This is a genomic window from Chitinophaga sp. W3I9 (assembly GCF_050434025.1).
Classification (GTDB): Bacteria; Bacteroidota; Bacteroidia; order Chitinophagales; family Chitinophagaceae; genus Chitinophaga.
Genome location: NZ_JBNPWC010000001.1, coordinates 1,939,468 through 1,964,316, shown reverse-complemented (window position 1 = coordinate 1,964,316; position 24,849 = coordinate 1,939,468). Strand labels below are relative to the sequence as shown.

Here is a 24,849-nt window from a genome sequence, read left to right as displayed (position 1 = left end):
GGATCGCAACCAATAAACCCTTGATATTCTGATTTTTATTCTATGACCCAAATTCTATCCACGATGACCCACAAATTGAACCCTTATTTAACCCGCAGAGCATTGCTCTTTTCTTTATTGATGCTGATGACAACGACTTCCATGGCTCAGATAACCTGGCCTGCGGGTCAGCTGCTGCCTTCGTTTCCGGCAACGGCAAGCAGCCTGGATTTATTTTATAATAACGGCACCTCTCAACGGTCCTGGCGTTGGGAAGGTGAAGGCCCGTCTCTCAGCCATCATACGGGGCGTTTAGAAAGCGATGGCTGGCTTTGCCAGGTAGGAATCGATGCGGCGAATGAGCATATGATTTACGGTCCTTACGACAACAGCGTTACGGCAGGAGCGAATATTGCCGAGTTCAGGATGAAAACGGATAATAATACGGCTAATAACGACTCTATCGTCGATATCGATGTGAGGGATGCTACCACCGGTGCGATCCTGGCGTTTAAGGCTATTACCCGTCAGCAATTCCCTGTAGCATCCAATTACACAAGTTTTAAATTGCCCTTCACTATGCCGGCCGATAGTCACGCTATTGAATTGCGTGTGTTCTGGAGAGGAGGCGCTTATATAAAAGTGGACTGGGTGGGTGTACAGCAGGATAACGCCACCGCAGAAACCTATTTATTCACTTCCCTGAAAGGCATCGTCAACCGCACGCAGCCGCGGCTCTTTTCCTATGAAGGCGATGCCTTTGCAGAAGGGCCATACACCTGGATGCAGTCATTGGGTTTAACCTGGACAGAATATACCGACCGGTGGGCGCTTATCACCAAGTACCGTACGGAGATATCCGGCCTGATCGTGTATGATCCGGCGCAGACGGCCACCGTTAACCTGGCCACTATGCTGGCAAAAAATAAAAAGGCGCTCATCGCCTCCCCATCCTTATTATCACGGTTAACGGCTGCCCCTTATAATTTCCCCGTATTGATGGATTTACGTGGCCAGTTTACCAGTAACCTGCAGGTATACCAAACGTTGTATAACACTTACTGGCCCACACTGGATCACCGGCTGTTAATCGGGTTAAGCCCGGAAGTACATCAGGGTTCCCTGCGGGAATATGCCACTGCCCTTGGCGCCGCAGTAATATGGCTGGACCCGCGGGTGGCAGGTGAAAGTGAACTGCTGAACAATTTCTTAGCCTCCATGCCGGCGGGGGCAAATTTCATGGGCTGGTGGCCTGAAGAAGGCTCCGGTGTAACAAGAGCATCTACCTATGGAATAGCCACCATTGCCAGCGATTATGCTACTAATTTAACGGTTCATAGCGGTATGCCCAGAACCGTTAATGTTAAACCTATACCGCCAAAACCAATCCTGAAAAACAAAATTTATGTGGCGTTTATATTAAGTGACGGCGACAATCTTCAATATGTTGAACACCTGATGCGCAAGCTCTGGAACAATCCTGACCGTGGCTCGGTTCCCATCGGGTGGACGCTTTCTCCGGCGATGCTGGATGCCATGCCGGGAGCGTTGAACTTCTATCATCAAACTGCTACGGATAATGATAATCTTATTTCCGGTCCGTCCGGGTACGGTTATGTATACCCCAATAATTTCCCGGATCAAAATACACTCAATCAATTTGTTGCTAAAACCGAAGATTATAATAAAAGAGCAGGGTTCCGGGTGGTCACTATCTGGAACACCATTACCGGTGGCATTAACCAAAATGTTGGAGAGAGCTTTGCCACCTACGCGCCATCATTACTTGGGTTAACAGCGCAGAATACAGGCGGCCCCCTCAGCATCTACAATCAAACACTGCCCGGGTTGCCCCTTTCGTGCAATTACTGCACCGGGGAACAAGCCATGAAGGATGCTATTGCCGCTGCCTCTGCAGGGTGGAATGGAACATCACCGAGGTTCATGATTATACAGGCGCAACCCTGGCAGGATGTGAAGCCTACGAACTTTAAGAACGTAATGAATTCACTTGATTCAAACCATATCGTGGTGCGGCCGGATCATCTTTTCCAATTGCTCCGCGAAAAAAATGGTCTTCCGGATGTTGATTCCACCGATAGCCTGGTAGCAGGCATGAACCATGTGCGCATCAATATGATGAACACCGCCAAAACTGCAAAACAGCACATTTCCCTGTATCCCAACCCGGTGGGCAACAGGCTTTATATCAGGGGGCTGAACAACAACGCTAACCTTGAGGTGTACGACAACGACGGTCAGCGAATGAAAACGGCATTAGGTATGTCAATTAACATCGCCGAACTAATACCCGGCACGTATTACTTAAAGGTTACATCCACAGAAATAAATCATACCTATAAATTTATTAAACATTAATTCCGGCCCGGCCAGGTTTGAAGGAGCCCGCTCAATGAGCGGGCTTTTCTTTAAAGCAAATCGTTAACTTAGATATTACTACTGACAGGAAATAAGCATGACAGACGACAAGCAAAACATATACGACGTAATCATTATCGGCGGCGGACAAAGCGCTTTATCCGTGGCCTATTATCTTCGCAGAACCACGCTGAAATATATCCTCCTGGATGCCGCCCCTCTTCCGGGAGGCAGCTGGCAGCATACCTGGAAATCACTTGCGTTATTTTCCCCGGCGCAATGGAGCTCACTTCCGGGCGTTTTTATGCCGGGAGGCCAGCATCATTATCCCAGCCGCGCAGAAACCATCAGGTATTTGCAGGAGTATGAGTTGAGGTATAAATTCCCGGTAGTGAGGCCGGTAAAGGTTACATCTGTAGAGAAAGAGGAAGGAACTTTTATTTTAACCACCACTGCCGGTCCATATCACGCAAAAGCAATTGTGAGCGCCACGGGCAGTTATGCCAATCCGTTTATTCCTGCTATTCCCGGAGCCGGCTCTTTTAAAGGTACTATACTTCATTCGGCGCAATACCAGGAACCGGGAAGCTTTTCAGGAAAACGTGTGGCCATTGCAGGCGAAGGCAACTCCGGCGCACAAATCCTGGCGGAGGTTTCCAAAGTAGCATCTACCCTGTGGATCACAAAGCAACCGCCCGAATTTTTACCGGATAATATTGATGGCAAATATCTTTTTGATGCGGCCACTCAACAATATGAAGCCCGGCAGCAAGGCAGGGATTACCAGCCTCCATCACTGGGACATATTGTAATGGTGCCTGCTGTAAAAGAAGCAAGGGAAAGAGGCGTGTACGAACATTTTCTTCCCGCATTTGATCATTTCTATCCCGATGGAATAGCGTGGAACACAGGCCAACAGGAACCCGTAGATGCCGTTATTTTTTGTACCGGGTTCCGGCCGGCGTTAGCGCACCTGGCCCCTTTGGGAATCATTCAACCGGATGAACGGATTAAAACAAACGGAACAAAAGCAACGGATATTACCGGTCTTTGGCTAACCGGCTATGGATCGTGGACCGGCTTTGCTTCTGCCACGCTTATTGGTGTAGGCAGAACCGCCAGGCAAACCGTGGAGGAACTAAGCAGCTTCCTGCAGTAATAAACATCCTTCTACTCTCCCTTAAACGACAATCCTTTTTCTTTCAGCGCATTCCGCAACTTCGGCAGGGAACTTTTTCCCATGCCATGAAGCGCCAGTATATCGGCTTCGCTGAATTTAGAAAGCTGCTGTACGGTTCTTATTCCTTTACTCTCCAACGCGCGGCGGGCGGGGGCAGCCAGCGAAGCAAAAAGCTCCCCGGGAGCGCTGGTATGCCTGCTGGTATTTTTCTCCTGGCTTTCTTTCACCCTGAATTTTACTATTTTATTGATCAGGGAAATAGGAAGAGGTTGATCCAATGGAAACTGCACGGCGCCTTTGGAATTCTTATAAACGGAAAGTTCTTTTTCAAATGCTTTAATACCAGAAGGAGCAGGATAAAAACCGATGTGATGTTTATATCCTGCGAAATGGACCAGGTTGCCGTTTAACGCAAAAGTTGGAATACCATAACTTATCTTCTCTTCTGCGGCAGGCGCAATTTTTCTGATAGCCGCCCTTATTTGCTGCAACAGCGCCTGGGTTTCCTCCGGAAAACCGGCGATATACTGATCAATGTCGTTACCTGTTTTCATATCGCTGAATTCTTTCTTAAAATTAGCATAATCCGGGTGTTTGCACAAGGCATTAACGCGACATTATACAGGGCCATTTGCGACTTCCTGGTCGCAGAACTTCAATATTTTAACCCCGGATAAAAGAAGCATAATCCAAAAGAAACACCGATTTTTGATGAAATCATTCGTCATGAAAGCCATCGTTATTACCCAGCCGGGCGGACCTGAGGTATTGCAGTTACAGGAATATGCCACACCGGCGCCGGGGCAGGAAGAAGTATTGATTGAGGTGCGTGCTGCCGGACTAAACCGGGCCGACCTGTCGCAACGCGAAGGCAAATACCCGGCGCCTCCCGGCGTGCCGCCGGATATTCCCGGCCTGGAAGTGGCCGGCACGGTGGTGAGTTGCGGTGCGGGTGTTACCATGTGGTCGCCCGGCGACAAAGTATGCGCACTGCTGGCAGGCGGCGGATATGCAGCATATGTGACCGTAAAAGAAGGGCAATGCCTGCCGGTTCCGGAAGGTCTCAGCTTTGCCGAGGCTGCCAGTTTACCTGAAACTGTTTTCACCGTGTGGAGCAATGTTTTTCAACGCGCTAAATTAATGCCGGGAGAAACGTTGCTGGTTCATGGAGGTTCCAGCGGTATTGGTATTACCGCCATACAACTGGCACATGCATTAAACAGCAAAGTATGGGTAACAGTAGGTACAGAAGAGAAAGGACAAGCCTGCATCAGGCTGGGGGCTACGCAATATATCAATTATAAAAAACAGGATTTTGAGGAGGAACTGGCCACAACGGGCATAGATGTTATACTGGATATGGTGGGAGGAAAATATCTCGGTAAAAATCTTACTATCCTTAACCCGGAAGGACGGCTGGTGTACATCAACTCTATGGGGGGCAACCTGGCAGAAGTAAATATCTCCACGGTCATGCAGAAACGTATCACCATCACCGGTAGTACACTCCGGAGCAGGGAATACAATTATAAAAAAGCATTGGCGGCTGATATCCGCCAGCATGTGTGGCCATTGATAGCAGCTGAAAAATTCCTGCCAGTGATATACGCTACGTTCCCTTTTAAGGAGGCTGCGGAAGCGCACCGGCTAATGGCCAGCAGTGAACATACCGGTAAAATAGTGCTGGTAAATGAATAAAAACAAAAGGTGTACTATGAGCAGTACACCTTTTGTTTTTATTCATTTTAGTAAGATATCAAAAGCGGTAACCGATCGTCATCCTGAAGTTACGACGGGCCTCTACTATATAATTATAAAACCCGGTAGCAGTAGTAGGTATAGAAGCAGCAGTGAGCAGCCGCTGGTTATCGAGCAGGCTATTCACCAGTAATGAAACACTGTACTTTCCTTTAACGTAGCTCAAACCCGCATCTGTACGGAAGTAATTGGGAATAGAGAACACTTTTGTGGCGCTTCCCACGTAGCGATCAGCCATCCACTGAATGCCGCCTGTAACACCGAGGCCATTCAAAACTCCTTTGCCAATACGGTAGTTCAGCCAGGCATTGGTAATATGCGTAGCCGTATTAGGCGTGATATTACCTACTGTTTTCGTTGTGGCTGTAGGTGATTCCTTGGAGATCTTTGAATCGGTGTAAGCATAGTTCAGCGTGGCATTTAATCCAGGTAGTATTTCCCCGGCAATGTCAATTTCCACACCTTTGGTGAGTGTTTCACCAAGTTGCTCCTGTACATCTGCACCGCGACTGTCTTTCATATTCAGGCTTACGAGCGAGTTTTGCCTGGCAATACGGTATACCGTAGCTGATGCTACCCACCTGCCTTCAGACCATTCCTTCTTCACACCAGCTTCCACATCCACTCCCTTAATAGGCTTAAATGCGTTCTGGTTGGAATCAGCTCCAGGCACAGGTACAAACGACTGATCAAACAAACCGTAAATAGTAGTGGATTTATCTATAGAATAGCTCAGGCCAACGCGGGGAGTAAACACATTATCCTTAATAGCAAGCGCCTTGGTTTTGCCAACCGTTTCTGCGTAGGTGAAACGCCCGGCTAACGATAAACGTAACCTGTTGTTAAAAAAGCCCAGTTCATCCTGTATGTAAGCCGAGGTATAGTTTACTGAGCTCACATAGTTACTGCCACCTGCTCTTGTTTTTACACTCTGGCTGCGGTCTATAGCAGGCAGGGTACCAATAGGAATGCTGTATACAGGGTTATATACATTGAATTTTTTATCCCCCACCATATCGATATTGGCCAATGTTCTGAAATCTCCCCAAAACTTTTTATTCCCCATATCTACGCCCGCCAGTATCCTGTGCCGCACCGTACCTGTATACTCTTCGCCGGAAATGGAAGCCTGCGCAAAACGGTTCTCCCCCGCTTCATCTGCCACACTGAAAGTTCTGCCCATATTCCCTGCACTATCTACTTTGGAAGCCCATATACTGTTTGCCTCCATACCGAAGTTGAAATAAGCTACCTGCGCATGCGCTTCCCACTTATCATTCATCTTATGATCAAAGTACAGGTACACACTGTGATCCTTCAGTTTACCAGGCGTGAGGGATGGATCTCCGTAAAAGAAATCATTCGAGATATCTTCATCCAACAATTTTTTGCCGGAGAAAACATAGTTACCATTCGCCAGGTAGGTTGATCCCTGGTAGGTATATTCCAGCGTAACAGAAGTACGATCGTCTACCAGGTATTTTAATACCGGCGCAAACAGGTAACGGTTGTTGAAGTTGTATTTGGTATAATAATCCTTTTGCTGACCGGCCACATTGAGGCGGTACAGCAGTTTACCATCTTTGCTCAGTTTACCGTCAAAGTCGAGCGCGGCGCGGTAAGTACTGAAACTTCCCATGCTGATGCTGGCTGCACCTTTGGTAATCCCGGTCGGTTTTTTGGTAACCACGTTATAAAAGCCACCCGGCTCACCACCTGCCAGCATAAAGCCTGCCGGTCCTTTTACAAACTCAACACGGTCAATCATAGCGGCATCTTCTGCTGTGGGTCCCCAGCTGGCTTCTATATTCATACCATTACGGAAAGCGGGGATCTTGGAACCGCGCATCCTGATATTCGCATACTGATTATCCCAATGGCCTACACGTGTGGCCCCGCTTACATTACGGGTGATACCATCTACCAGGTCAAATGCCTGCTGATCGGCAATTACATTGGCAGATATTACCTGGATATTCTGTGGCACTTCGAGGATAGGCGTTCTCAGTCGCAGTGATCCGGAAAGACTGTCGTTCTTATACCGGTTTCTTGCACCGCTTACAATTACTTCTTTCAATTGTTTATCGGAAGCTTCGAGCTGCAGTTTCATCTGCACAATCTGGTCCTGTTCTACTATTACTTCCTGCGACATTGTTTTGTACCCGATCAGCATCACCTGCAAGGTGTACTTTCCGGGTGCCAGTTTTTTGAATACAAATTCGCCCTTTTCATTGGTGAGTGTGCCCCTGTTTTTTTCTTTGATCTGTACAGCTACATAAGCGGCAGGCGTTCCGTCGGAGGTAACTACCAGGCCGCGGATAGCGGATAAGGGCTCAGTATCAGCCATTGCATTCACGGAAAAGCAAACAGTACATAGAAAGCATAAGTACACCGTTATCCGGTTGATAAATAAAAACATATAGGTCGGTTATTTCGGTTTAAAATTCAGGCGCAAAATTAACGGCGATACTCCGGGCGAGGTTATGAATTCGGGAAAAAGGTTTACGCAATACGGAAAAAACGTTTTAGCGCAAGCCACATAAAGTAACAGGAAGCAGATATAAATACCCGCTATATCTCCCTAAACAGGTATAAATACCTGTTTTCAAAAACACTCATTTACGCTCTTATTCAGGCCGGCAGATCAATGGACATTTGTGGAGAAGAATGTGCAGCTGCAGCACAGAAAAAAACAGGTCTGCCTGGCTTGACAATAAGCAGGGGGTGAAACCGAAAAACCATAACAGAGTAGGACCAAAAAATACACTTATGAATCTTGGATTAACAATGCGCTGGGGATATAGCGCGCTTCAATTCAATGGGACCTCGTATGCTTATTTCCCATCCAACCACCTTAACAACATGAGGTCGTTTACGCTTGAAGCAACGATCTTTTCAACGGCATCAACAGGGACCATTCTTTGCAGTGCATCGCCGACTGCCGGCGCTTATTTTAACTTCGGCCTTTCCAACGGTTTTTTGTATTTGGAGACCATGAATAATACCGGAAAGCCGTTTCAGGTAACGGCTACAAAAAAGCTACCCCTGCTGGAATGGCATCAGGTGGCAGCTACTTTTGACAGTGACAGAAAATTGATCACGCTGTGCCTGGATGGAATAGAAGTAGGCAGTAGCCCCATACAGGGAATTCCTTACCAGGTCATACCACTTCAGACTCATATTGGCGCCGGAAAATACCAATCCCCATCCGGATACCAGAATTTATTCTATGGGCATATAGCACGTATAGCCATCTGGAAATCGGCCCGGGACATTTTTGAGATCGCGGAAGATGCATTTGCGATTGTTCCCCCCGCGGCAACAGGAACTGATCTCGTTTTATGGACAGACTTCACCGAAATGCCCACTGAAGACCGTTCCGGTAATGGCATTGAGATCTCCTACAGTACGCCGCCACCCAACTATGTTTACAGTATCCCTTCGGCAGGGGTAACAGAAAATGGTTATATTGATTGCGGTGTATATCCGGAGTATAATTTCGGCGGCTATCAGCCATATACCATTGAGGGTTGGTTTAATCCCACCTCCACAGCGGATATGGCCGTATTAGTCGCCTTTGAAAAAGACCTGCATTGGCAATACTATATTCAGTATGATAAAGTCAACAGCCGCCTCATTGCAAAACGGAATTCAGATGGACAAGCCATCTACTCCAAGGAACAAATCACTGAAGGACGTTTTTATCATTTTGCCGTTTCCTATAACGGAGATTCAAAAATGATGAGCCTCTACGTAAACGGGAACCTGCAAACAGCTGAATACTTTCCCGGTGGTGTAGCGAATGTTGCCCAGGGGAGACTGATAATAGGCGGAACCGGCTTTACCGGTTACATTCAAAACGTCCGTTTATGGAAAGATTGCCTGGAGCAGGCAGAACTCCGTCAATGGATACTGAATGATGTGATCACCGATCCAAGACTGGTAGCCAACTTCGATTTCACTACTACCCCACCGATGGATTCAATGGGCCATACTGTTCAACTACTGAACGGTGCTGCCAGCGCGCTGGCAACAACAACCCTTGAACTGGCAGACAGAAAAGCCCAGCTGGGTGTTTCTATGCCTATCAATTCCAGCTACTTTAATAGCGTGGAAGAAGCACCTCTTCCTCCTCCAAAAGTCATAAAACCTGCTGATCAGCGGGAACTATCCTCCGCCGATCTGAAGGAGAAAACATTTACAGACCTGGTTAGTTTCTGGAAGGTGGATGGAGAAAAACAACATGCTTTCCGGGAAGAATTTGAAAAAGCATATGCACGGGCAGAAAAAATGCTCTCAGAGAATGAAAATCTCCGGAAAGTTTATACCAGAACAGATGAAAATGGAAGAACAAAGATCATATACCACGACCTTCGCGGCGACGCACTTATTTATGACCGTCCAATAGGAGAAGTAACTGACTGCACTATCTGGTGGATAGTTTTTGTCTACAGCATCTCTGTTAAATTTTTGGGCATATTCCTCCCGCTTCCGGTTTTCTCTCCCTACAACCAGATTCCCGGTAAAATTTTCAATCTCGCTATCGCGAATGCAAAGGTGTTGGCAAAAATTACTGCTGTAGTCGGCACTACGATCACCGTTATGTCCGGGCTGGATATTATAACAGAAATGCATCGTGAAAAGATTTTATGGCCCATTTTAAAATTCATTGTAGTCTCGGCGGGTTGGTTTGCCCTGACTGCTATCATTGCAAGAGCTTTTACAATGGCTACCGGCCTGGTAGCAGCAGAAATAATGGCGAAGTTTATTGTATGGGCTGCACAGTTGACGAAGCTTTCAATGGAATATGACGGGAACTGCGAAAAATTAGCTGAGCAGGGACAGGGTTAAAACAAAAGAGGCTGTATCAATAGTCATTTGATCCAGCCTCTTTAATATCGTAACTCCACTTCCTTAATATAACACCCGGAAGCTGATGGTGTCTTTAATCTTCTTCAGTTCTTTCAATATCTTTTTATCGTATTCGCTGCTGGTATCGGTGATCACATAACCGATAGCGGCATTCGTCATCAGGAATTGTGAAACAATATTAATGCGATGATCTGCCAGCACCTGGTTTACCTTTGCCATCACGCCTGGCACATTGCGGTGAACGTGGATAAAGCGATGAGCATTATTTACTTCCGGCAATTGTATATTCGGGAAGTTGCTGCTTTTAAAGGAGTCGCCATTGTTGATAAACCTGGCAATTCTTTTTGCCACAGATTCCGGCTTGCGCATATTATCAAAGATCACGATTCCCATTTCTGTACAAAGCTCCTGCGGGATATGTTTTTTACTATTGCCCAGGTAACCGATCACTTTCAGTTTGGCCGCTTTTTTCAACTGTTCTGCGCTGAGCTTTTCTCCTTCCCCCATTAACAATATCCCGGCGGCCGACAGCTGTTTATCGTCTGTTCCGGCATGTTTAATGGTAAAGCCATCCTTCTTCAGGTATTTTACTGCTGCTTCCGGCACATCGCCTGCTACCTGACAAAGAATGCGGTTCTTTGGGTAGGAGATGGCTGAGGGCAGGTTGTTCACATACAGGAATTCATCAAGACTTGGCGTAATATGGTCCGCTTTTTCGGTGACGGACTTACGCTCTATATTCTCTGTAAAGGCATAAAACTTCTTGATCATGCCGGACTCTTTCAGCTGAAAATCGGAATAACCATCGCCAATACCGTGAATTTCGCCCTGGAGCTGCAGTTCATGCAGCAATTTTACTTTGCCGCCTTCGTTGGACAGCGGGTTTGCGGCATCATAGCCAACTATTTTCCCTTCGTCGTTAAACAAAAAGGTATTGGCATAAATATTTTCTTTTTTGATATGGAAAGGCAATACTACCGGTGTAATAAACTCTTTGAATCCGCCGGAAACGATCAGCACATCCTCTGCATGATGTTTAAAAAAGTTTTTATTCCGGGAGAAAGAAGTGGATACCAGCTTCTTCAAATGCTTCACCAACAGTTTCAGATGGTCCTTATTCGCCTCCAGCAGCTGCACCCGGGCTGCAAGGCTTTCCCTGAAAGAAAGCTTCCCTTCCATGGCGAGGTTGGTCAGATCTTCAATTTTTTTATAGATCTGTTCTCTTTCCGGATGATCCTGCAGGGATATGCGCGCCAGTTCATCCAATGCTTCCACCTGCGTGAAAGTGCTGTCAAAGTCAATTATATAGTATTTTTTGCCCACGGAACGATCAAATTTGGAGCACAAAAATATAAGTTTAAATAAGATTTAGCAGACAATCTTGTAATTCCGGGGAATTTATGGGGGTTAAAGCCTGGACTATAAAGCGTCCCATTCGGTTTCATTTTCCTCTTCCGGCGCTTTCTTTTCCACCGGTAAGGTGGCCGTTCTCCTTTCTCCTATCTGCTGGCGCCACATGGCATAGTATAATCCCTTATGCTCCACCAGCTCGTCATGTGTGCCGGTTTCAGCGATCTTTCCTTTTTCCAGTACAATGATCCGGTCGGCATGCATAATGGTCGACAACCGGTGTGCAATGAGCACGGTGATCTGTTCCCTGCGGGCGGAAATACTTCTTACGGTATCAGTAATCGCCTCCTCTGTAATAGAATCCAGTGCGGAAGTAGCCTCATCAAAGATCAGCAGGCGGGGATGACGGATCAATGCACGTGCAATGGAAATACGCTGCTTTTCCCCACCGGATAATTTTACGCCGCCCTCTCCCAGCCGGGTATAAATGCCTTTACCGGAACGGGCCAGCAGGGCGGTACAGGAGGCCTTCTCCAGTGCTTCAATCACTTCTTCATCGGTGGCGTCAGATTTTACAAACAGCAGGTTTTCCTTAATGGTGCCGGCAAACAACTGTGTGTCCTGCGTTACAAAGCCAATTTGCCTTCTCAGCGCATTATACCGGATATCGCCGGAGGGCACATCATTGAAATATATTTCTCCTGCTACCGGTTTATACAACCCCACCAGCAATTTCACCAGGGTGGATTTACCGGAGCCGGATGGTCCTACAAACGCAATGGTATCACCGGTTTCCACGGCAAACGAAATATGGTCGATCGCATTGGTGGTAGCAGTTTTATGCCTGAACACCACATCCTCAAAACGCATCTGCTGCAAATCCCCGATTTCCACCGGCTCTTCGGGGCGCTCTTCTACCGGGCGTTGCATGAGTTTATGAAACAACTGCAGCGATGCTTCTGCTTCCCGGTACTGGATAATAATATTCCCCAGGTCCTGCAACGGAACAAAAATGGCCGTGGTAATAAACTGCATGGTGATCAGCTCCCCTGTAGTGAGTATATTCCTGAAGATCAGCCACAACAGGATAAAGAGGATGCTCTGTTTTAAGATATTAAGCGTAGTGCCTTGTAAAAAAGACAGCGTTCTCACCTGCCGTGTCTTTTCCATTTCCAGGTCGAAGATCTCTTTGGTAAAGGTTTTTAACCGTCTTATTTCCGGGAAGGTTAACCCCAGGCTTTTTACCAGTTCTATATTCCGCAATGATTCTGTAATGGCGCCGGAAAGCTGCAGCGTTTCGCGGTTGATCGCCCGCTGTACGGTTTTCATTTTTTTGCTGAGCAAACCGGTAAGCCCACCCAGGAAAATAATCCCGATCACAAATACAGGTATCAGTGCCCAGTGTTTGGTAATGGCATACCAGATCAGGAATCCCATACCCACCAGGGAAGTAAAGAGGATGTTAATAAAAGCAGTAATAAAACGTTCTGTATCTGTTCTTACCTTTTGCAGTACGGCAAGTGTTTCCCCGCTCCGCTGTTCCTCATATTCCTCAAACGATAGCCGGAGGGTTTGTTTGAGCCCGTCGTTGAATACCTGCATCCCGAATTTCTGCACTACCAGGCGAAGAAAATATTCCTGGAAAGATTTTGCGAGCCGTGCCATCAAAGCCACCACTACGGCAACGCCCAGCCAGAACAATACCCCGTGCACCAGATCCTTCTCCGGCATACTGTTTACCTTACCGGCATAATCGTCGATGATCTTACCGAAAATCAACGGATCCGTCATCACCAGCACCTGGCTGATGCCGGCCAGTAATAAAGATAAAATGACCAGCCATTTGTGTGGCTTCAAATAGTTCCAGAGGACCTTCATATTTTAAAAATACGATAAACGGGTAACATATATCTTCCCGGTACTAAAATGAAGAGAGGCCGGATCATGTGCTGATCCGGCCTCTCTTTTCCATTACGGATTAATTTTTTGCCCTGATGGCCTTTACTTCCGCAGCGGTAACCGCACTGGCTTTGTTGCCGAAATTATTTCTCACATAAGTCAGCACATCCGCTATTTCCTGGTCTTTCAGAAAATTATGCGGCGGCATATTATTGGAATAATACTCGTCATCTATCGGAACAGACGACTGCATGCCCTTTAATATCACCTGCACCAATGCGGGTTTATCTCCCAGCACAAAAGTGGTTTTAATCAGCGGCGGATTTAAATGTGGTACGCCACTGCCATCTACCTGGTGGCAGGTAAGACAATATTGCTCATATACTTTTTTACCGCGGGCCATCTGCAGGATTGGCGCCCGGCTTTTTGGTCTGCGCAGATAAAAAAGAAAGCATGGCACCAAATGCAACACCTGTTAAAATGATCCTCTTCATACCATATCATTATTTACCACTGTAGGTAATTTTATAAACCGTTCCTTTTACATCATCTGTTACATACAGGGAACCATCGGGACCCTGTGCCAGTCCGCAGGGGCGGTGCTTTGCCTGGCCTGGCGACTGGATATCCGGTACGCCCGCAAAATCATCTGCAAAAATTTCCCATTTACCGGATGGTTTACCATCTTTAAACGGCACAAATGCTACGAAATAACCCTTCTGTCCTTTCTGACGGTTCCAGGAACCATGAAAAGCCACAAAAGCGCCATTCTTATATTTGGTCGGAAACTGGCTGCCGGTATAAAACAACAAGCCATTAGGCGCCATGTGGGCAGGAAATGCCACTACAGGGTCAATGGCGTTTTCACCACCGGTTTTCTTTCCGTCGCCGCCATATTCGGGCGCCAGCATTTTCTTTTGCTGTTGTCCGTCGTAGTAAATATAGGGCCAGCCGGCATCATCTCCTTTCTTTAAGGCATACATACATTCCGCTGGTAATTCATTACCCTGTTGCAGCGTGTAATATTCCGGGTACATGTCAAACAACCCGTCTCTCCCGTGTTGCATTACAAATAACTGGTTATCCGCTGTATTCCAGTCGAGCCCCACCACATTACGCAGCCCGGTGGCATAGCGGGTGCCATCGCCATAGGTCTGGTTTTGTTTATCTGCCCGGAATTGCCAGATGCCTGCTGCCGAATCGCGGATAGGACATCCTTCTATGCCTTTGGAACCTTTCGCGCGATCCTGTTCCTGGCAGGAGTTGGAGTAGGCGCCGATGTTCACATAAATGTTTCCTTCGTTATCCAGCGTTAAAGCTTTTGCTTCATGCTGGTGGCGGTTAATCAATCCTGTTACGATCTTTTCCGGTTGTTCAGGGTTGATCACTTCAAATTTATCATTCAGTGCATAACGGAATACTTCCTCATCGGAGGAGGTATACAGGTAGTTTCCTTTGATTACCATGCCGGTACCGCGGTAAGTGCCAAAGGTTTTTACGTCCTTGCCGTGTATCACTGCAATGGCTTTTCCCGGTTTTGAAGTCTGGATTTTTACATAGACATCCCCCAGTGGTGTTACCGCTATGTGGCGGGCTGCGCCCAGGTTTTCCGCTATTGCCTGCGCCTTGAATCCTGCGGGCAGTTTCAACCCTGCATTGCCGGGATCTGCCACTGTACGGCGAACAGCGCTGCTGTCGCCGTTATTGGCCAGGCATTGAACGGACAACAGCGTCATTACAGACAAACATCCCAGGAGAACTACTCTTGTTTTCATATTTCTTTTATTTACAATGATTGATGAGGGGATATTTAAACTTACCGTGTAAAAATAGTAATGGTTTTTATGGAATTCCTAATTTATGGATGAATGGCATCAGCTCCTGGCTACCAGGGAAATGTAATACTTCATCAGGTAATGATAAATCACCAGCTCATGCAAACGGGCGTTGGCCGTAAACATGCGGTTCAGGAACATGTGCAGGTAATGCGGCACCAGTTCCGTTACTGCCGCCGGCTGTATGACACGGAGTTCCAGGATAATATCCTTCCACCTGGCCGCCCGTTCCGCCAATATTTCGCGGGCGCCATCCGGTAACGTGTAATCGTTTACGTTATCCGACAGCACATCCGTAATTTGCCTGCTGTGCGCACGGTATTTATTATTCAGTTGCCGCAGCAATGAAGCATCTCCGTGATGCTCCGCAAAGTACTGCTGTTGTAAATGCTGCAACAGCTTCATTTTCATCAACGGTGTATAGCCGAAACCGTTTAACAACTCATCTGCTCCTTTTAACGCCAGCAGCCAGCGCTCCTGGCTTTCAGCGCCGCTGATGGTCAGTAACAGTCTTACCGCCGCCTCGCTGTCGTGGAAAAAGAAAGCCTCGCTATGTTCCATCAGCGCTGGTCCGTACCGCTCCAGCTCCCGCACATAAGTATCCAGCTGTATCTTCTGTACAATATCACTGTTAAGATAAGGGAGCAGTAGTGCCTCCACTTCCTGCATCACGGCGGCGCTGTGTTCCCGGTGCTGGGGCAAATGAAAGCGGATACGAATATGATGATCCGGGTCCTGGTACCGGACAAAAAACCAGCGATCCGTTACCCCTGAGGATTGCAGCCTGACGGTGAGGGGCAGCAATACTTTCAGCAACAGTTTATCCATCCATTTAGGGCCACAGTATATTTTTATATACATCCATTCGCTGCCCGGGGCAAAGCTGCGCGGCACCCCTGCCGGCGCCTGCGTGGCGGGCAATTCAGCCGATGGCTGCCACGCGGCGTTACGCAGCGGTATTATAATTTCATTGCAGAAAGCACCCTGTCCGTTCGTCGACAAACGGGTAGCCTCGTTAAATAAACATTCATATAATACTACATTTCCTTTCTTCAGTTTATCTGTTAACAGCATTCGACCAAAAGCACTTGAGAAATCTATTAACAGGTCGTTGTCTCCTTCGGATAACAGTACATGTTCCGGCAGCCGGCACTGCGCTTTTAACAGCAGCAACGCCTCATCTGCGGAATGGGCTTCCATGAGTGATTCAAACGCGGCACGGGTCAGATACCACCTGGCCGGCGCCAGGATTACCTCATGGTATACCACCCTGGGCAGAAAGGGTTCTTCCTGTAAAATTCCCCAGTTCCACTGTACCGATAGTGCGTTCTGCTGTTGCAGGTCGCACAGGAATTTGTAGGCCGATAAGCCACGGCTGTAGTTATGGGCGCTGGTGAGCCGGGGCATCACCTCTTTTCCCCACCGTTGCGAACGCAGCACTACCCTGTTGTTACGTACGCTTACCAGCAGATCGCTCACGGGCAACTGATAGTTTTCCGGCAGGCTGCTTTTTCCCAGGAACGGTATTTCATAATCGTACAGGGATGGCCGTAGTAACACGTTGCCGGAACGGCCTTCCGGTAAATGAATAACTTCTGCCAGTATTTTATCTTTCTCCAGTAACTGCTCGCGGCGTGTAAAATCACGTAAGAGGCTTTCCAGTTCCCTGTTTCCGGCAGCAAACCGGCCCAGCAGGGCCAGGGCATTGGGGCCATGGCATGCTTTCAGCAAAAATTTGAAGTCGCCGTTATCCATAGCAGCGGCCGAAGCAGCTGCCAGCGAACCCATGACGCAAAAAAATGGTGGTATTTCCTGTTTATCGGTATCCGCGGCCAGTTCGTCCAGGTCAGCATCCGTGAGGGAAATGGCCATGGCTCCGGTGGCTCCGGCAGCAAGAAAGCGTTTCAGCACAAACTTCGTTTGTGCGTTCCAGTGAATGGTATCGTTCTTTTTACCGGCCGGCATTACCAGGTCATCTATGAGGGGGGTATAGCTCGCGTCTTCACCGGATACCACCCCGTACCCTATTCCGGATTCGCTGTCGAGGGCCATCATCAGGGGTATTTCGCGCTGATCATATTTTTGAAGGAACTGTTCTTTAAAATGCTGAAGGTCGCCGCCTTCACCGGAGGCGCCAAATACCAGCAGCCGCTCCAGCCGTTGCAGCAAGGTACTGGTAACGGATGCAGCCAGGCGGACTTCCGGCGACGGAAAAAAAAGATCCACCTGTACCGGCTCTTTCGCGTCGATGCCCGGGAAATTTGAGGCTAATATATTTTTAACCTCCTGGTAGCTGTTTATACCAATGGCAGGTTGCTGTAAAATCTGCCGCACTTGTTGCAATGCAGGCAGGCAGTCCGGTGCCGGATGTAACGCCAGCAATTCACGGATCAGTCCCTCCAGGTTATCAGTACCGGCAATTTCCGGAGATAATCCGGCTACCAGGATCTGGTTCCGGATCAATGTTTCGATAAAGCCCCGGGCCTCGTCGGCCGGGATATCCAGGTTGGTGAGTACGCCGGTGAGCTGGGAAGTGCTGGCCCCCCTGCCGGCTGCCGCGAGGATGGCTTCCATATATTCATTTTGCGGGAAGGCACTGAGGAAATAATGCCGCTTCTTATCCCGCAGCTGGTATTCAAAATACCGGAAGGCATCGCCGGAATGATATAAACTGCTGTTGGAAAAATAAAGCAGTTGCGGGCCTATTTCAGGCCGTTGGGCCAGTTCGCTCATCAAGCCGGACAGGTATCCCATGTCCAGTCGTGCTACTGCCTGGCGCTGTGCTATAACAGGGGCTGGTAAGCAGGTAGGCCCGGTACGGATGTAACCGGTGCTGCAACCGGCAAATAAGCCGTAAGGGGTGCAGCGTGTGCTCATTCTCAGCAGGTAACGGTAAAGCGCCAGCGGCAGTTTCAGGGAGGTATCCGCCGATGGCAGCCACTTCAGCATTTCTGCGTAAAGCGTTGGACTGGCCAGGAAAACGGCTTCCTGCAATAACGGTTGGGAATATATTTTCCGGAGGGCAGATACAAAAGAGGGCTGGTCATTGCGGGTGTTACGATGTAGTTGTAACACTTCCTCATATGACAATAGTGGCATTCTCGATAAAAAGAAATCGCAGGCGTTCAACACGGACATACGCGACAATGGCATACTTACTTTAGTGGGAAAGCCATGCTTTCCGGTTCTGTATGCTTGAATAAAGATAAAATGTTTTTAGGATCTCAGGTAACAGCTATTTTGATACCTGGAATAACCCGTTCCATTTCATCTACAAACTTCTTGTAACTGGCAGGTTTACCCAGGTAACCTTGCCTTTCTTCCTGGCAAAGATGCTGGACCTCACGGCTGGAATAAGCGGTAACAAGAATAAAAACGCAGTCCTTTTTAAGGAACTTTGCTATGATATCTCTTGTATTGCCTCTCAGGTTAACATCCAAAAAAACGACGTCTACTTTTCTTTCAGCGATCAGGCTTTCCACGGTGTCCAACTCTGATGCTTTTTTTACGAGTTTTAGATAGGATGTTCTTTGGATATAGCTTTCCAGTATATCTAATGCCAGAGGCTCGTCATCTACTATGGCACATCTGTATTGCATTTCTTACCAAAGGGGTTAATCAATTAGGAATAATAAACAAATTTAAAGATCTAGCGTAAAAAACCTGTCCCTGTTAAAGTAGTGGGAGTAGTAGGAACACTCGAAAGTATTGATGTTACTCCTTCATAACTGGACGCCCTTATGTTCTCTATTGTCCTTACATCAGCTTTTGAAACAATTTCTTTTTCTAAAATTAACACAGGGCGGCGATTCACAGACAATTTGCATTTCAACATAAAACATGCATTTAAGATGATCTCTTAAACAAATCACAGGCCGAATCTCGCCCAATGCTTATAAATATCATATTTTATTAGACATAATTGCCTTTTTCTTCGACCAACAGCCCTCATTGTTGATAACTATTCATCGTCTTCATCATTATAGTTGGCAATGCCAAGCAAGCGCTTGAGGTCCTGCCGCGACGCTTTGGAAATAATTACAGACTGGCCGTTAACAACTTCCACGGTATTACCCATGATGGATTTAATCGCCTGTAATCTTACAATGTAGGATTTGTGGATACGCATAAACTGATCGGGCGGCAAAATATCTTCTATCGCTTTCATCCGCATATAGGTAATGATATTTTTTTCCCTGCAAACAATTTTAATATAGTCTTTCATCCCTTCCACGTAATAAATATCATCGAAGATAATCTTCGTCAACTTGTTATTGTCTTTTACAAACAGGTGATTGGCTGGCTGAACTTTCGACTTGGTAGTTTCCACAGCTGCCGGTTGCCAACGCTGACTGATATGCGCACGCGCTTTATTTACCGCTTTGAGGAACCTGTCAAATGAAATAGGCTTTACCAGGTAATCCACTGCATCCAGCTCAAAACCCGCAATAGCGTGATCTCTTGAGGCGGTAGTAAAAATAACAACAGGTGGATTACTCAGGGAACGGATCATTTCGATGCCATTAATATTGGGCATCTGGATATCGGAAAACAGCAGGTCCACAGGCTGCCGTTGCAATTCATTAATTGCGTCAAAGGCATTTTCGCAAAAGGCTACAGGTTGCAGATAAGGCACCCTTCCAATGTAATTTTCCATCAGATCCCTCGCAAACGGCTCATCGTCCACTACAAGGCAGGTAATTACTTGATCCATATTTTCTAGTTCAACTTTAGTGTCAAGACAACTTTGTAATATTCGGGATTATTTTCAATAAATAAAATGTGTTGATCAGGATATAACAGAATAAGTCTTTTGCGGGTGTTCGTTAACCCAATTCCCCCGGATACCTTTTTACCTTCCGGGAGTTCCCCTTTGCTGTTCGAAATTTCAAATCTCAGCTGGTTATCCGATACATCCATCGACGCATGAATCCAGCATTTATCTGCTGTAGTGCTATGTGAATATTTAAAAGCATTTTCTACAAAAGGAAACATTAGCAATGGTGCTATCTGGTAGCTACCCATCTTTTCCGTATCGCAATCGAAATGTATACTGGCATTTTTTCCATAACGCACACTTTCCAGTTCTACATAATTTTTCAGGAACTCCGCTTCCAGGTGCAGCGGTACCATTTCTGTATTCGAATCATAGAGCGTATACCGCATCATCTCCGACAGGTGCATGATCAGGTCTGATGCCAGCGCGTCATTTCTGATAGACAATGAATAGATGTTATTCAGTGTATTAAACAGGAAATGCGGGTTCAGCTGGGAACGTAGAAAATCAACCTCCAGGTTCAGGTTATCCCGCTCCAGCCTCAACGTACGGGTGGTGGTGCGGATAATGTCCAGGACCAGTTTCAACGACATGGGCGGCGCCACTGTCATCAATACAGGAAAGAAGATCTTCAGCAAATGGTTAGGTGAAAAAGTATCTTTCCATCCGCTGCCAACCACCCGCCCCAGGAATTCCTTCACCGGAACATCCGTGATCTCCAGAAATGTAACTACATACAAAGAGCATAGGTAATTAATAACAGACCAGAACAGGAAAGGTATTATTAAACATACAATCGTAAGAAAAAAATACCCCTTCAGTAAAACCTTCGGTATCGTAAAATAAAAAACAGAATAAAAAAAGAACATGGCGCCCAACATGTTCCGGATAACAAATACAAGGCTGGCGCTGGCGGAAACAGCAAAAGTACCACTCACTAATAAGGCATAAAACATTGCCATGCATCCCCACATGAGCACATGCGCCCATATTCTTACTCTCCTTCGATAATACTTATCAGACAAAAAAAATGAAATCCATTCCATGAATTTCCGGCTGATGTCAGGCGGCTCTCCATTGGTTTTACTTCTGAAAAAAGCTAGCATTGTATCCCTGAATATAAAAAATTTACAGTAAGCAGCAGCAAGTAAAATAAAAATACTTTACCAATCTTAATTTTCTTTTATCATATAAATATAAAATGATATACAAATAGCCTTTTTAGTCTATAACTTACACATTATGAATGCCTTCCGACAGCAGCGAAAGTACACGATGTTGGATACAACCGCATTTTCATCGCGTTTATAGGTCAATACGTCTAATAAGTTTAACAGGCTGCTATTTAATGCTGACTTTTGATATGCAAGCCTGAATATGTTCGCTGGCTTAAGCTCTTTGCCGTTAAAAATTCTACAAAAACAAGGATGAAACGTGCATAAACTGCACAAAAGATACTTTCATCCATTGTTGTTACCATTGTCACTTAGATAGATTGACATTTAATTTATTAATAATATTACACCAATCTGGTCAGAAAACCTAGCGAATTTTGTCCTTTGTGAACTCCAAAAAAAGATTTTAGCTGAGGGTATGAATATCTACCTGCTAATACTATTCTATTCTATGGAAACACTATGATTTCCCCCTTACAGCTCTAAAGGAGATAGGCATCAGTCTATCTCTTTTTATTATACAGCCACTGCACCCACCGCCACAAAATCAACAAACACATCATCAGCAGGATCAGGTAGCCTACCGGCTTCCCGTTATACACTCCCTGGCACAACCGGGCTACCCCGGCGACCAGTAAGGTTATCACCATGCCTCTTGCAAAAGGGAAAAAACCAGCATATTTCCGGAACAATAAGGTGAGGTAACCAATGGTAATAAACAGGCCATAGAAAACCAGGAATGTTTTCCCTTTAATAGCAAAGGGATTCCACTGCGAGGTAACGTGGTAAACATACAGGAAGGGTAACGAGAAGGCACAGAGGACCAGGATGGAAAAAAAAAGGGGCCGTGGAGTTGTTTCGTTTTTCATGTTATCATTTTTAAAGATCAGGAACCGCAACCACCACATCCACCTCCGCAACTGCTGCCACAGCTACTTCCACAGCTGCTGCCACTACTACAGTTGCTGCCGCCTGCATCATTTTCACTCCCGGCTTCCTTCTTCTTTTTGTCGCTTTTCGCAATAAGAAGACCCATAAACAGCAGTACCATTGTAAATCCAAAGAAAGGGCCGCTGTCGGCCGAACAACCGGTAAAGAAGAAGAAAGAAAAGAAGAGAAGGGGTGTTATAAAGCGACGGGGAAACAAGCTAATACGCTTTATCAGGGAGAAGGAAAGAGAGGGAGATTTATTTGACCAGATGGCTTCCGGCGGATCTTCTCCAAAGCATTGCCGGTATAACTGCAGCGTATCTTCCTGCCAGGCGGCGTGTTTTTGCTGTTCTGCCTTCCCCCCGCCGGAAGGGTGATGGTGGATCTTTTTACCCAGCGTTTTCTCACAAAATGCCTCCCAGTAATTCTGCGTGTAAAGTAAATGCTGGTGCCATACTTTATCTACAATTTCAGAAGGGGAAGCGCCCGTTGGAGAAATACAGCAGAGATAAATAAAGCGCTTGTACTCCTGTATAGCCCGCTGTGTAAAGTCTTCACTCCAGCGCTGTTCCCGGGCCAGCTTCTTTGAAAAGGGGAACTTGATATCCGGTTCATCCAAATGGAAGTTACTGATCTGCTCCCAGAGCAATTTACCCGGTGACAAGGCTACAAATTCGTTGTTTTTCATCATCATAATTTCATTTTTTATTTGTTAATACCAAGATGAAATTATTTCAGAATACTAAAGTCTTGTGCGTATCTTACATCGACCTATTTTCGTATTATAATCGTCTTATTATGAGTAAGGAAGAACTGCTTAACCTGGAACGATTGATGAATTATATTGCTTATCAGTATCTGAAAAAGGTAAGCTGGGAAGATGTTTCAAAAACAGAATGGAGCCATGTGGTACATGAGTTCAATACCGTTATTGAGAAGCAACAGCGCTTCAGGAAATTAGCCACGCCCCCTTCCCTTTTCGGCGACAATTATTTCTATGAACACCTGGTGATCCGGAAACTGAAAGCAGCCAAAAACAGTGCGGGTATTGCAGCGCTGAGCAGCCCTAATTTCTCCAAGCTGAATGTAATGGCCGTAGCACTGGGCTTTACCAGCTACATTGATTTCATCAACAATTCGGCAGAAGTATACCCTTTTCATGAACTGAAGATCGGTATCCCCCTGTCGGAAGTGAATCATAAACTACTGGATCACCTGGTAGGTTACTGGTATTGCTATAACCGGAACCTTCCGTTTAAGTCGGGTAAGAAAGCGGCGGAACGCATCTGGAGGTCTTCCCTGGAGATCTATAAGTCGGGCGATGAATACCTGGTGGAGCGCACCGGCAGGGACAATCATATGTATTACGGCAAAATAACCTCTTATGCCAACTACATTTTTATTATCATGAACAGTACTACGTTTATCCGTCAACGTCATTTCATAGGCCGGCTGAAAGATATGGAAGACAATATCAAAAGATCCGGGTATGCCATCAACGAATTAAACTTTGTAAGCACCTGTGTGAGCTTTAATGAAGAACCTATCGCGCTGTATGAGATCTTTCACCGGGTGGCTAAAGTGAAGGACTTCCAGCGGACGTCTGTAGACCTGGCCTTCGACAGCCCCTTGCTGCCAAAGCATATCCTGGTACACCTGAAAGACAGTGAGCAGAACAGGATCATGCAGCATTAGATAACTAGCTGTTGAAAGGTAACCGCACCCAGGGACTTTCCGGCGTTACCAACAGGTATTCCATATTATTATGCAGGATTTCGAAGCTCCCCATTTCCACGCCATTCCACACGCAACGTGCAAACTGGTAGGAAACGGAGAGATGTTTCCAGGAGGTATAGGTCCTTTTAAGCAGGGGCACACAAGCCTGGATATATTCCTGCGCCTCCCCGAAGCTGATGTAACCGGCCGCATAGCCCGACCGGCTCAGGTTAATAATGCGGCCAAAATCCCATATCAGCATATCCGGCTGGAGGCTTTCAGTTACCAGTTTCCTTTCCCTGAACAGTTCCAGCGCTTTACGGGTGTTGCGGAACCGCTCCATTACCACCGCCTCTTCCAGCTCGTTGGTAGCAATATGTTCCCTTAGAAAAGCTTTACTCTCTTTTATGGATACGGCATTGATCGCCTGCCAGATGATGTCGTATTCTATCCGGTGACCGCTTTCCTGGAGCCAGGCCAGCGTTTCCTGTAGTTCACCGGCATTGCTGATATCCCACCACTCCGACAAATGTTCGCGGGCTGCCTGTTCATTGGCGCCTGTAGTCAGATCGTTCAGGTATTGGCAGTTTACAAAGGCGATATCAGCGCCGCAGGCTATTGCCCATTGCTGCGGGGCATCCAGCTGGCTGTGGGGATTCAGTAATATGGCCAGCGGATGTTCATCTCCATCAGTTACATCTGCATCGTCACCGGAAAATAATTGGTTAAACTGTTTGACGTTATCCTTCAACAGGGCAGGCCAGTCGCTTACCGGGCTGGTAGTTTGCCGTAACTGCTGCTTATACAGGGCAATTTCTTCTTCGCTGAGTCCCATATTGCGCAGTTGCTGCTCCATATAGTGCTGCTGATTCATCAGGATTGGTTAAGGGTTCGGTTAAAATGAGCTAATACCTGGTATTTACGCATAAAACCAGGTTAAAGTTTTTCTTTAGGTATACGGCACAAAGATAGAGAATGTTCTGATACGAGCGCATGATA

Annotated in this window: 18 protein-coding genes; 5 read left to right on the top strand and 13 right to left on the bottom strand. The window is 46.6% G+C overall.

Annotation, left to right across the window (positions count from 1 at the left end; all coding sequences use genetic code 11):
- The first annotated feature begins 141 nt into the window (after window positions 1–141).
- Window positions 142–2,358 carry a T9SS type A sorting domain-containing protein gene (locus tag QFZ51_RS08420; RefSeq protein ID WP_429045021.1) on the top strand — a complete coding sequence of 739 codons (2,217 nt, stop codon included), beginning with the start codon at window positions 142–144 and terminating at the stop codon, window positions 2,356–2,358.
- 97 nt (window positions 2,359–2,455) lie between these two features.
- Window positions 2,456–3,517 carry an ArsO family NAD(P)H-dependent flavin-containing monooxygenase gene (locus QFZ51_RS08415; RefSeq protein ID WP_429045019.1) on the top strand — a complete coding sequence of 354 codons (1,062 nt, stop codon included), beginning with the start codon at window positions 2,456–2,458 and terminating at the stop codon, window positions 3,515–3,517.
- An 11-nt stretch (window positions 3,518–3,528) separates the two neighbouring features.
- Here the strand turns inward: QFZ51_RS08415 and QFZ51_RS08410 are convergent, their stop codons facing one another.
- The gene (locus tag QFZ51_RS08410) at window positions 3,529–4,092 is read right to left on the bottom strand and encodes a DUF1801 domain-containing protein (protein ID WP_429045018.1); all 564 of its coding nucleotides are present in this window, start codon (window positions 4,090–4,092) and stop codon (window positions 3,529–3,531) included.
- A 157-nt stretch (window positions 4,093–4,249) separates the two neighbouring features.
- Between QFZ51_RS08410 and QFZ51_RS08405 the strand changes: the two genes are divergently transcribed.
- On the top strand, window positions 4,250–5,236 hold the full coding sequence (locus QFZ51_RS08405; RefSeq protein WP_429045016.1) for an NAD(P)H-quinone oxidoreductase: 987 nt from the start codon (window positions 4,250–4,252) through the stop codon (window positions 5,234–5,236).
- Between the two features lie 58 nt (window positions 5,237–5,294).
- On the opposite strand, the gene QFZ51_RS08400 is transcribed toward QFZ51_RS08405, so the two are convergent.
- Window positions 5,295–7,643: a TonB-dependent siderophore receptor gene (locus tag QFZ51_RS08400; protein ID WP_429045014.1), complete on the bottom strand. Its 2,349-nt coding sequence runs from the start codon at window positions 7,641–7,643 to the stop codon at window positions 5,295–5,297.
- 422 nt (window positions 7,644–8,065) lie between these two features.
- Here QFZ51_RS08400 and QFZ51_RS08395 point away from each other — a divergent pair, with 422 nt between their 5' ends.
- Window positions 8,066–10,147: a LamG domain-containing protein gene (locus QFZ51_RS08395; RefSeq protein ID WP_429045012.1), complete on the top strand. Its 2,082-nt coding sequence runs from the start codon at window positions 8,066–8,068 to the stop codon at window positions 10,145–10,147.
- Between the two features lie 63 nt (window positions 10,148–10,210).
- On the opposite strand, the gene QFZ51_RS08390 is transcribed toward QFZ51_RS08395, so the two are convergent.
- From QFZ51_RS08390 to QFZ51_RS08345, 10 genes are all read right to left on the bottom strand, one after another.
- A complete protein-coding gene (locus QFZ51_RS08390; protein ID WP_429045010.1) occupies window positions 10,211–11,491 on the bottom strand; it encodes an HAD-IB family phosphatase in 1,281 nt (426 codons plus the stop codon).
- 96 nt (window positions 11,492–11,587) lie between these two features.
- Window positions 11,588–13,396, bottom strand: a complete 1,809-nt coding sequence (locus QFZ51_RS08385; protein ID WP_429045009.1) for an ABC transporter ATP-binding protein — start codon at window positions 13,394–13,396, stop codon at window positions 11,588–11,590.
- 100 nt (window positions 13,397–13,496) lie between these two features.
- Window positions 13,497–13,820, bottom strand: a complete 324-nt coding sequence (locus tag QFZ51_RS08380; RefSeq protein ID WP_429045007.1) for a c-type cytochrome — start codon at window positions 13,818–13,820, stop codon at window positions 13,497–13,499.
- Between the two features lie 100 nt (window positions 13,821–13,920).
- Window positions 13,921–15,192 carry a PQQ-dependent sugar dehydrogenase gene (locus QFZ51_RS08375; protein WP_429045005.1) on the bottom strand — a complete coding sequence of 424 codons (1,272 nt, stop codon included), beginning with the start codon at window positions 15,190–15,192 and terminating at the stop codon, window positions 13,921–13,923.
- A 99-nt stretch (window positions 15,193–15,291) separates the two neighbouring features.
- Window positions 15,292–18,390 (bottom strand): lantibiotic dehydratase, encoded by a 3,099-nt coding sequence (locus QFZ51_RS08370; RefSeq protein ID WP_429045003.1) that lies wholly within the window; start codon window positions 18,388–18,390, stop codon window positions 15,292–15,294.
- 86 nt (window positions 18,391–18,476) lie between these two features.
- On the bottom strand, window positions 18,477–18,851 hold the full coding sequence (locus QFZ51_RS08365) for a response regulator (protein WP_370909456.1): 375 nt from the start codon (window positions 18,849–18,851) through the stop codon (window positions 18,477–18,479).
- A 362-nt stretch (window positions 18,852–19,213) separates the two neighbouring features.
- Window positions 19,214–19,966 carry a LytR/AlgR family response regulator transcription factor gene (locus QFZ51_RS08360; protein ID WP_429045001.1) on the bottom strand — a complete coding sequence of 251 codons (753 nt, stop codon included), beginning with the start codon at window positions 19,964–19,966 and terminating at the stop codon, window positions 19,214–19,216.
- Window positions 19,967–19,971: 5 nt separating this feature from the next.
- Window positions 19,972–21,135 (bottom strand): sensor histidine kinase, encoded by a 1,164-nt coding sequence (locus tag QFZ51_RS08355; RefSeq protein ID WP_429044999.1) that lies wholly within the window; start codon window positions 21,133–21,135, stop codon window positions 19,972–19,974.
- Between the two features lie 572 nt (window positions 21,136–21,707).
- Entirely contained in the window at window positions 21,708–22,073 is a 366-nt protein-coding gene (locus tag QFZ51_RS08350; RefSeq protein ID WP_429044998.1) for a hypothetical protein, read from the bottom strand.
- A gap of 17 nt (window positions 22,074–22,090) precedes the next feature.
- Window positions 22,091–22,828 (bottom strand): glycine-rich domain-containing protein, encoded by a 738-nt coding sequence (locus QFZ51_RS08345; RefSeq protein ID WP_429044997.1) that lies wholly within the window; start codon window positions 22,826–22,828, stop codon window positions 22,091–22,093.
- A gap of 104 nt (window positions 22,829–22,932) precedes the next feature.
- On the opposite strand from QFZ51_RS08345, the gene QFZ51_RS08340 reads away from it, so the two are divergent.
- Entirely contained in the window at window positions 22,933–23,829 is an 897-nt protein-coding gene (locus tag QFZ51_RS08340) for a hypothetical protein (RefSeq protein WP_370909451.1), read from the top strand.
- A 4-nt stretch (window positions 23,830–23,833) separates the two neighbouring features.
- Here QFZ51_RS08340 and QFZ51_RS08335 read toward each other — a convergent pair whose 3' ends face one another.
- Window positions 23,834–24,724: a DUF1266 domain-containing protein gene (locus QFZ51_RS08335; protein WP_429044995.1), complete on the bottom strand. Its 891-nt coding sequence runs from the start codon at window positions 24,722–24,724 to the stop codon at window positions 23,834–23,836.
- Window positions 24,725–24,849 lie beyond the last annotated feature (125 nt).

Bases quoted from the DNA above. Each gene is read 5' to 3' on its own strand.
- QFZ51_RS08420 (WP_429045021.1), top strand. From the start codon at position 142: ATGGCTCAGATAACCTGGCCTGCGGGTCAGCTGCTGCCTTCGTTTCCG.
- QFZ51_RS08415 (WP_429045019.1), top strand. From the start codon at position 2,456: ATGACAGACGACAAGCAAAACATATACGACGTAATCATTATCGGCGGC.
- QFZ51_RS08410 (WP_429045018.1), bottom strand. From the start codon at position 4,092: ATGAAAACAGGTAACGACATTGATCAGTATATCGCCGGTTTTCCGGAG.
- QFZ51_RS08405 (WP_429045016.1), top strand. From the start codon at position 4,250: ATGAAATCATTCGTCATGAAAGCCATCGTTATTACCCAGCCGGGCGGA.
- QFZ51_RS08400 (WP_429045014.1), bottom strand. From the start codon at position 7,643: ATGGCTGATACTGAGCCCTTATCCGCTATCCGCGGCCTGGTAGTTACC.
- QFZ51_RS08395 (WP_429045012.1), top strand. From the start codon at position 8,066: ATGAATCTTGGATTAACAATGCGCTGGGGATATAGCGCGCTTCAATTC.
- QFZ51_RS08385 (WP_429045009.1), bottom strand. From the start codon at position 13,396: ATGAAGGTCCTCTGGAACTATTTGAAGCCACACAAATGGCTGGTCATT.
- QFZ51_RS08380 (WP_429045007.1), bottom strand. From the start codon at position 13,820: ATGGCCCGCGGTAAAAAAGTATATGAGCAATATTGTCTTACCTGCCAC.
- QFZ51_RS08375 (WP_429045005.1), bottom strand. From the start codon at position 15,192: ATGAAAACAAGAGTAGTTCTCCTGGGATGTTTGTCTGTAATGACGCTG.
- QFZ51_RS08370 (WP_429045003.1), bottom strand. From the start codon at position 18,390: ATGTCCGTGTTGAACGCCTGCGATTTCTTTTTATCGAGAATGCCACTA.
- QFZ51_RS08365 (WP_370909456.1), bottom strand. From the start codon at position 18,851: ATGCAATACAGATGTGCCATAGTAGATGACGAGCCTCTGGCATTAGAT.
- QFZ51_RS08360 (WP_429045001.1), bottom strand. From the start codon at position 19,966: ATGGATCAAGTAATTACCTGCCTTGTAGTGGACGATGAGCCGTTTGCG.
- QFZ51_RS08355 (WP_429044999.1), bottom strand. From the start codon at position 21,135: ATGCTAGCTTTTTTCAGAAGTAAAACCAATGGAGAGCCGCCTGACATC.
- QFZ51_RS08350 (WP_429044998.1), bottom strand. From the start codon at position 22,073: ATGAAAAACGAAACAACTCCACGGCCCCTTTTTTTTTCCATCCTGGTC.
- QFZ51_RS08345 (WP_429044997.1), bottom strand. From the start codon at position 22,828: ATGATGATGAAAAACAACGAATTTGTAGCCTTGTCACCGGGTAAATTG.
- QFZ51_RS08340 (WP_370909451.1), top strand. From the start codon at position 22,933: ATGAGTAAGGAAGAACTGCTTAACCTGGAACGATTGATGAATTATATT.
- QFZ51_RS08335 (WP_429044995.1), bottom strand. From the start codon at position 24,724: ATGAATCAGCAGCACTATATGGAGCAGCAACTGCGCAATATGGGACTC.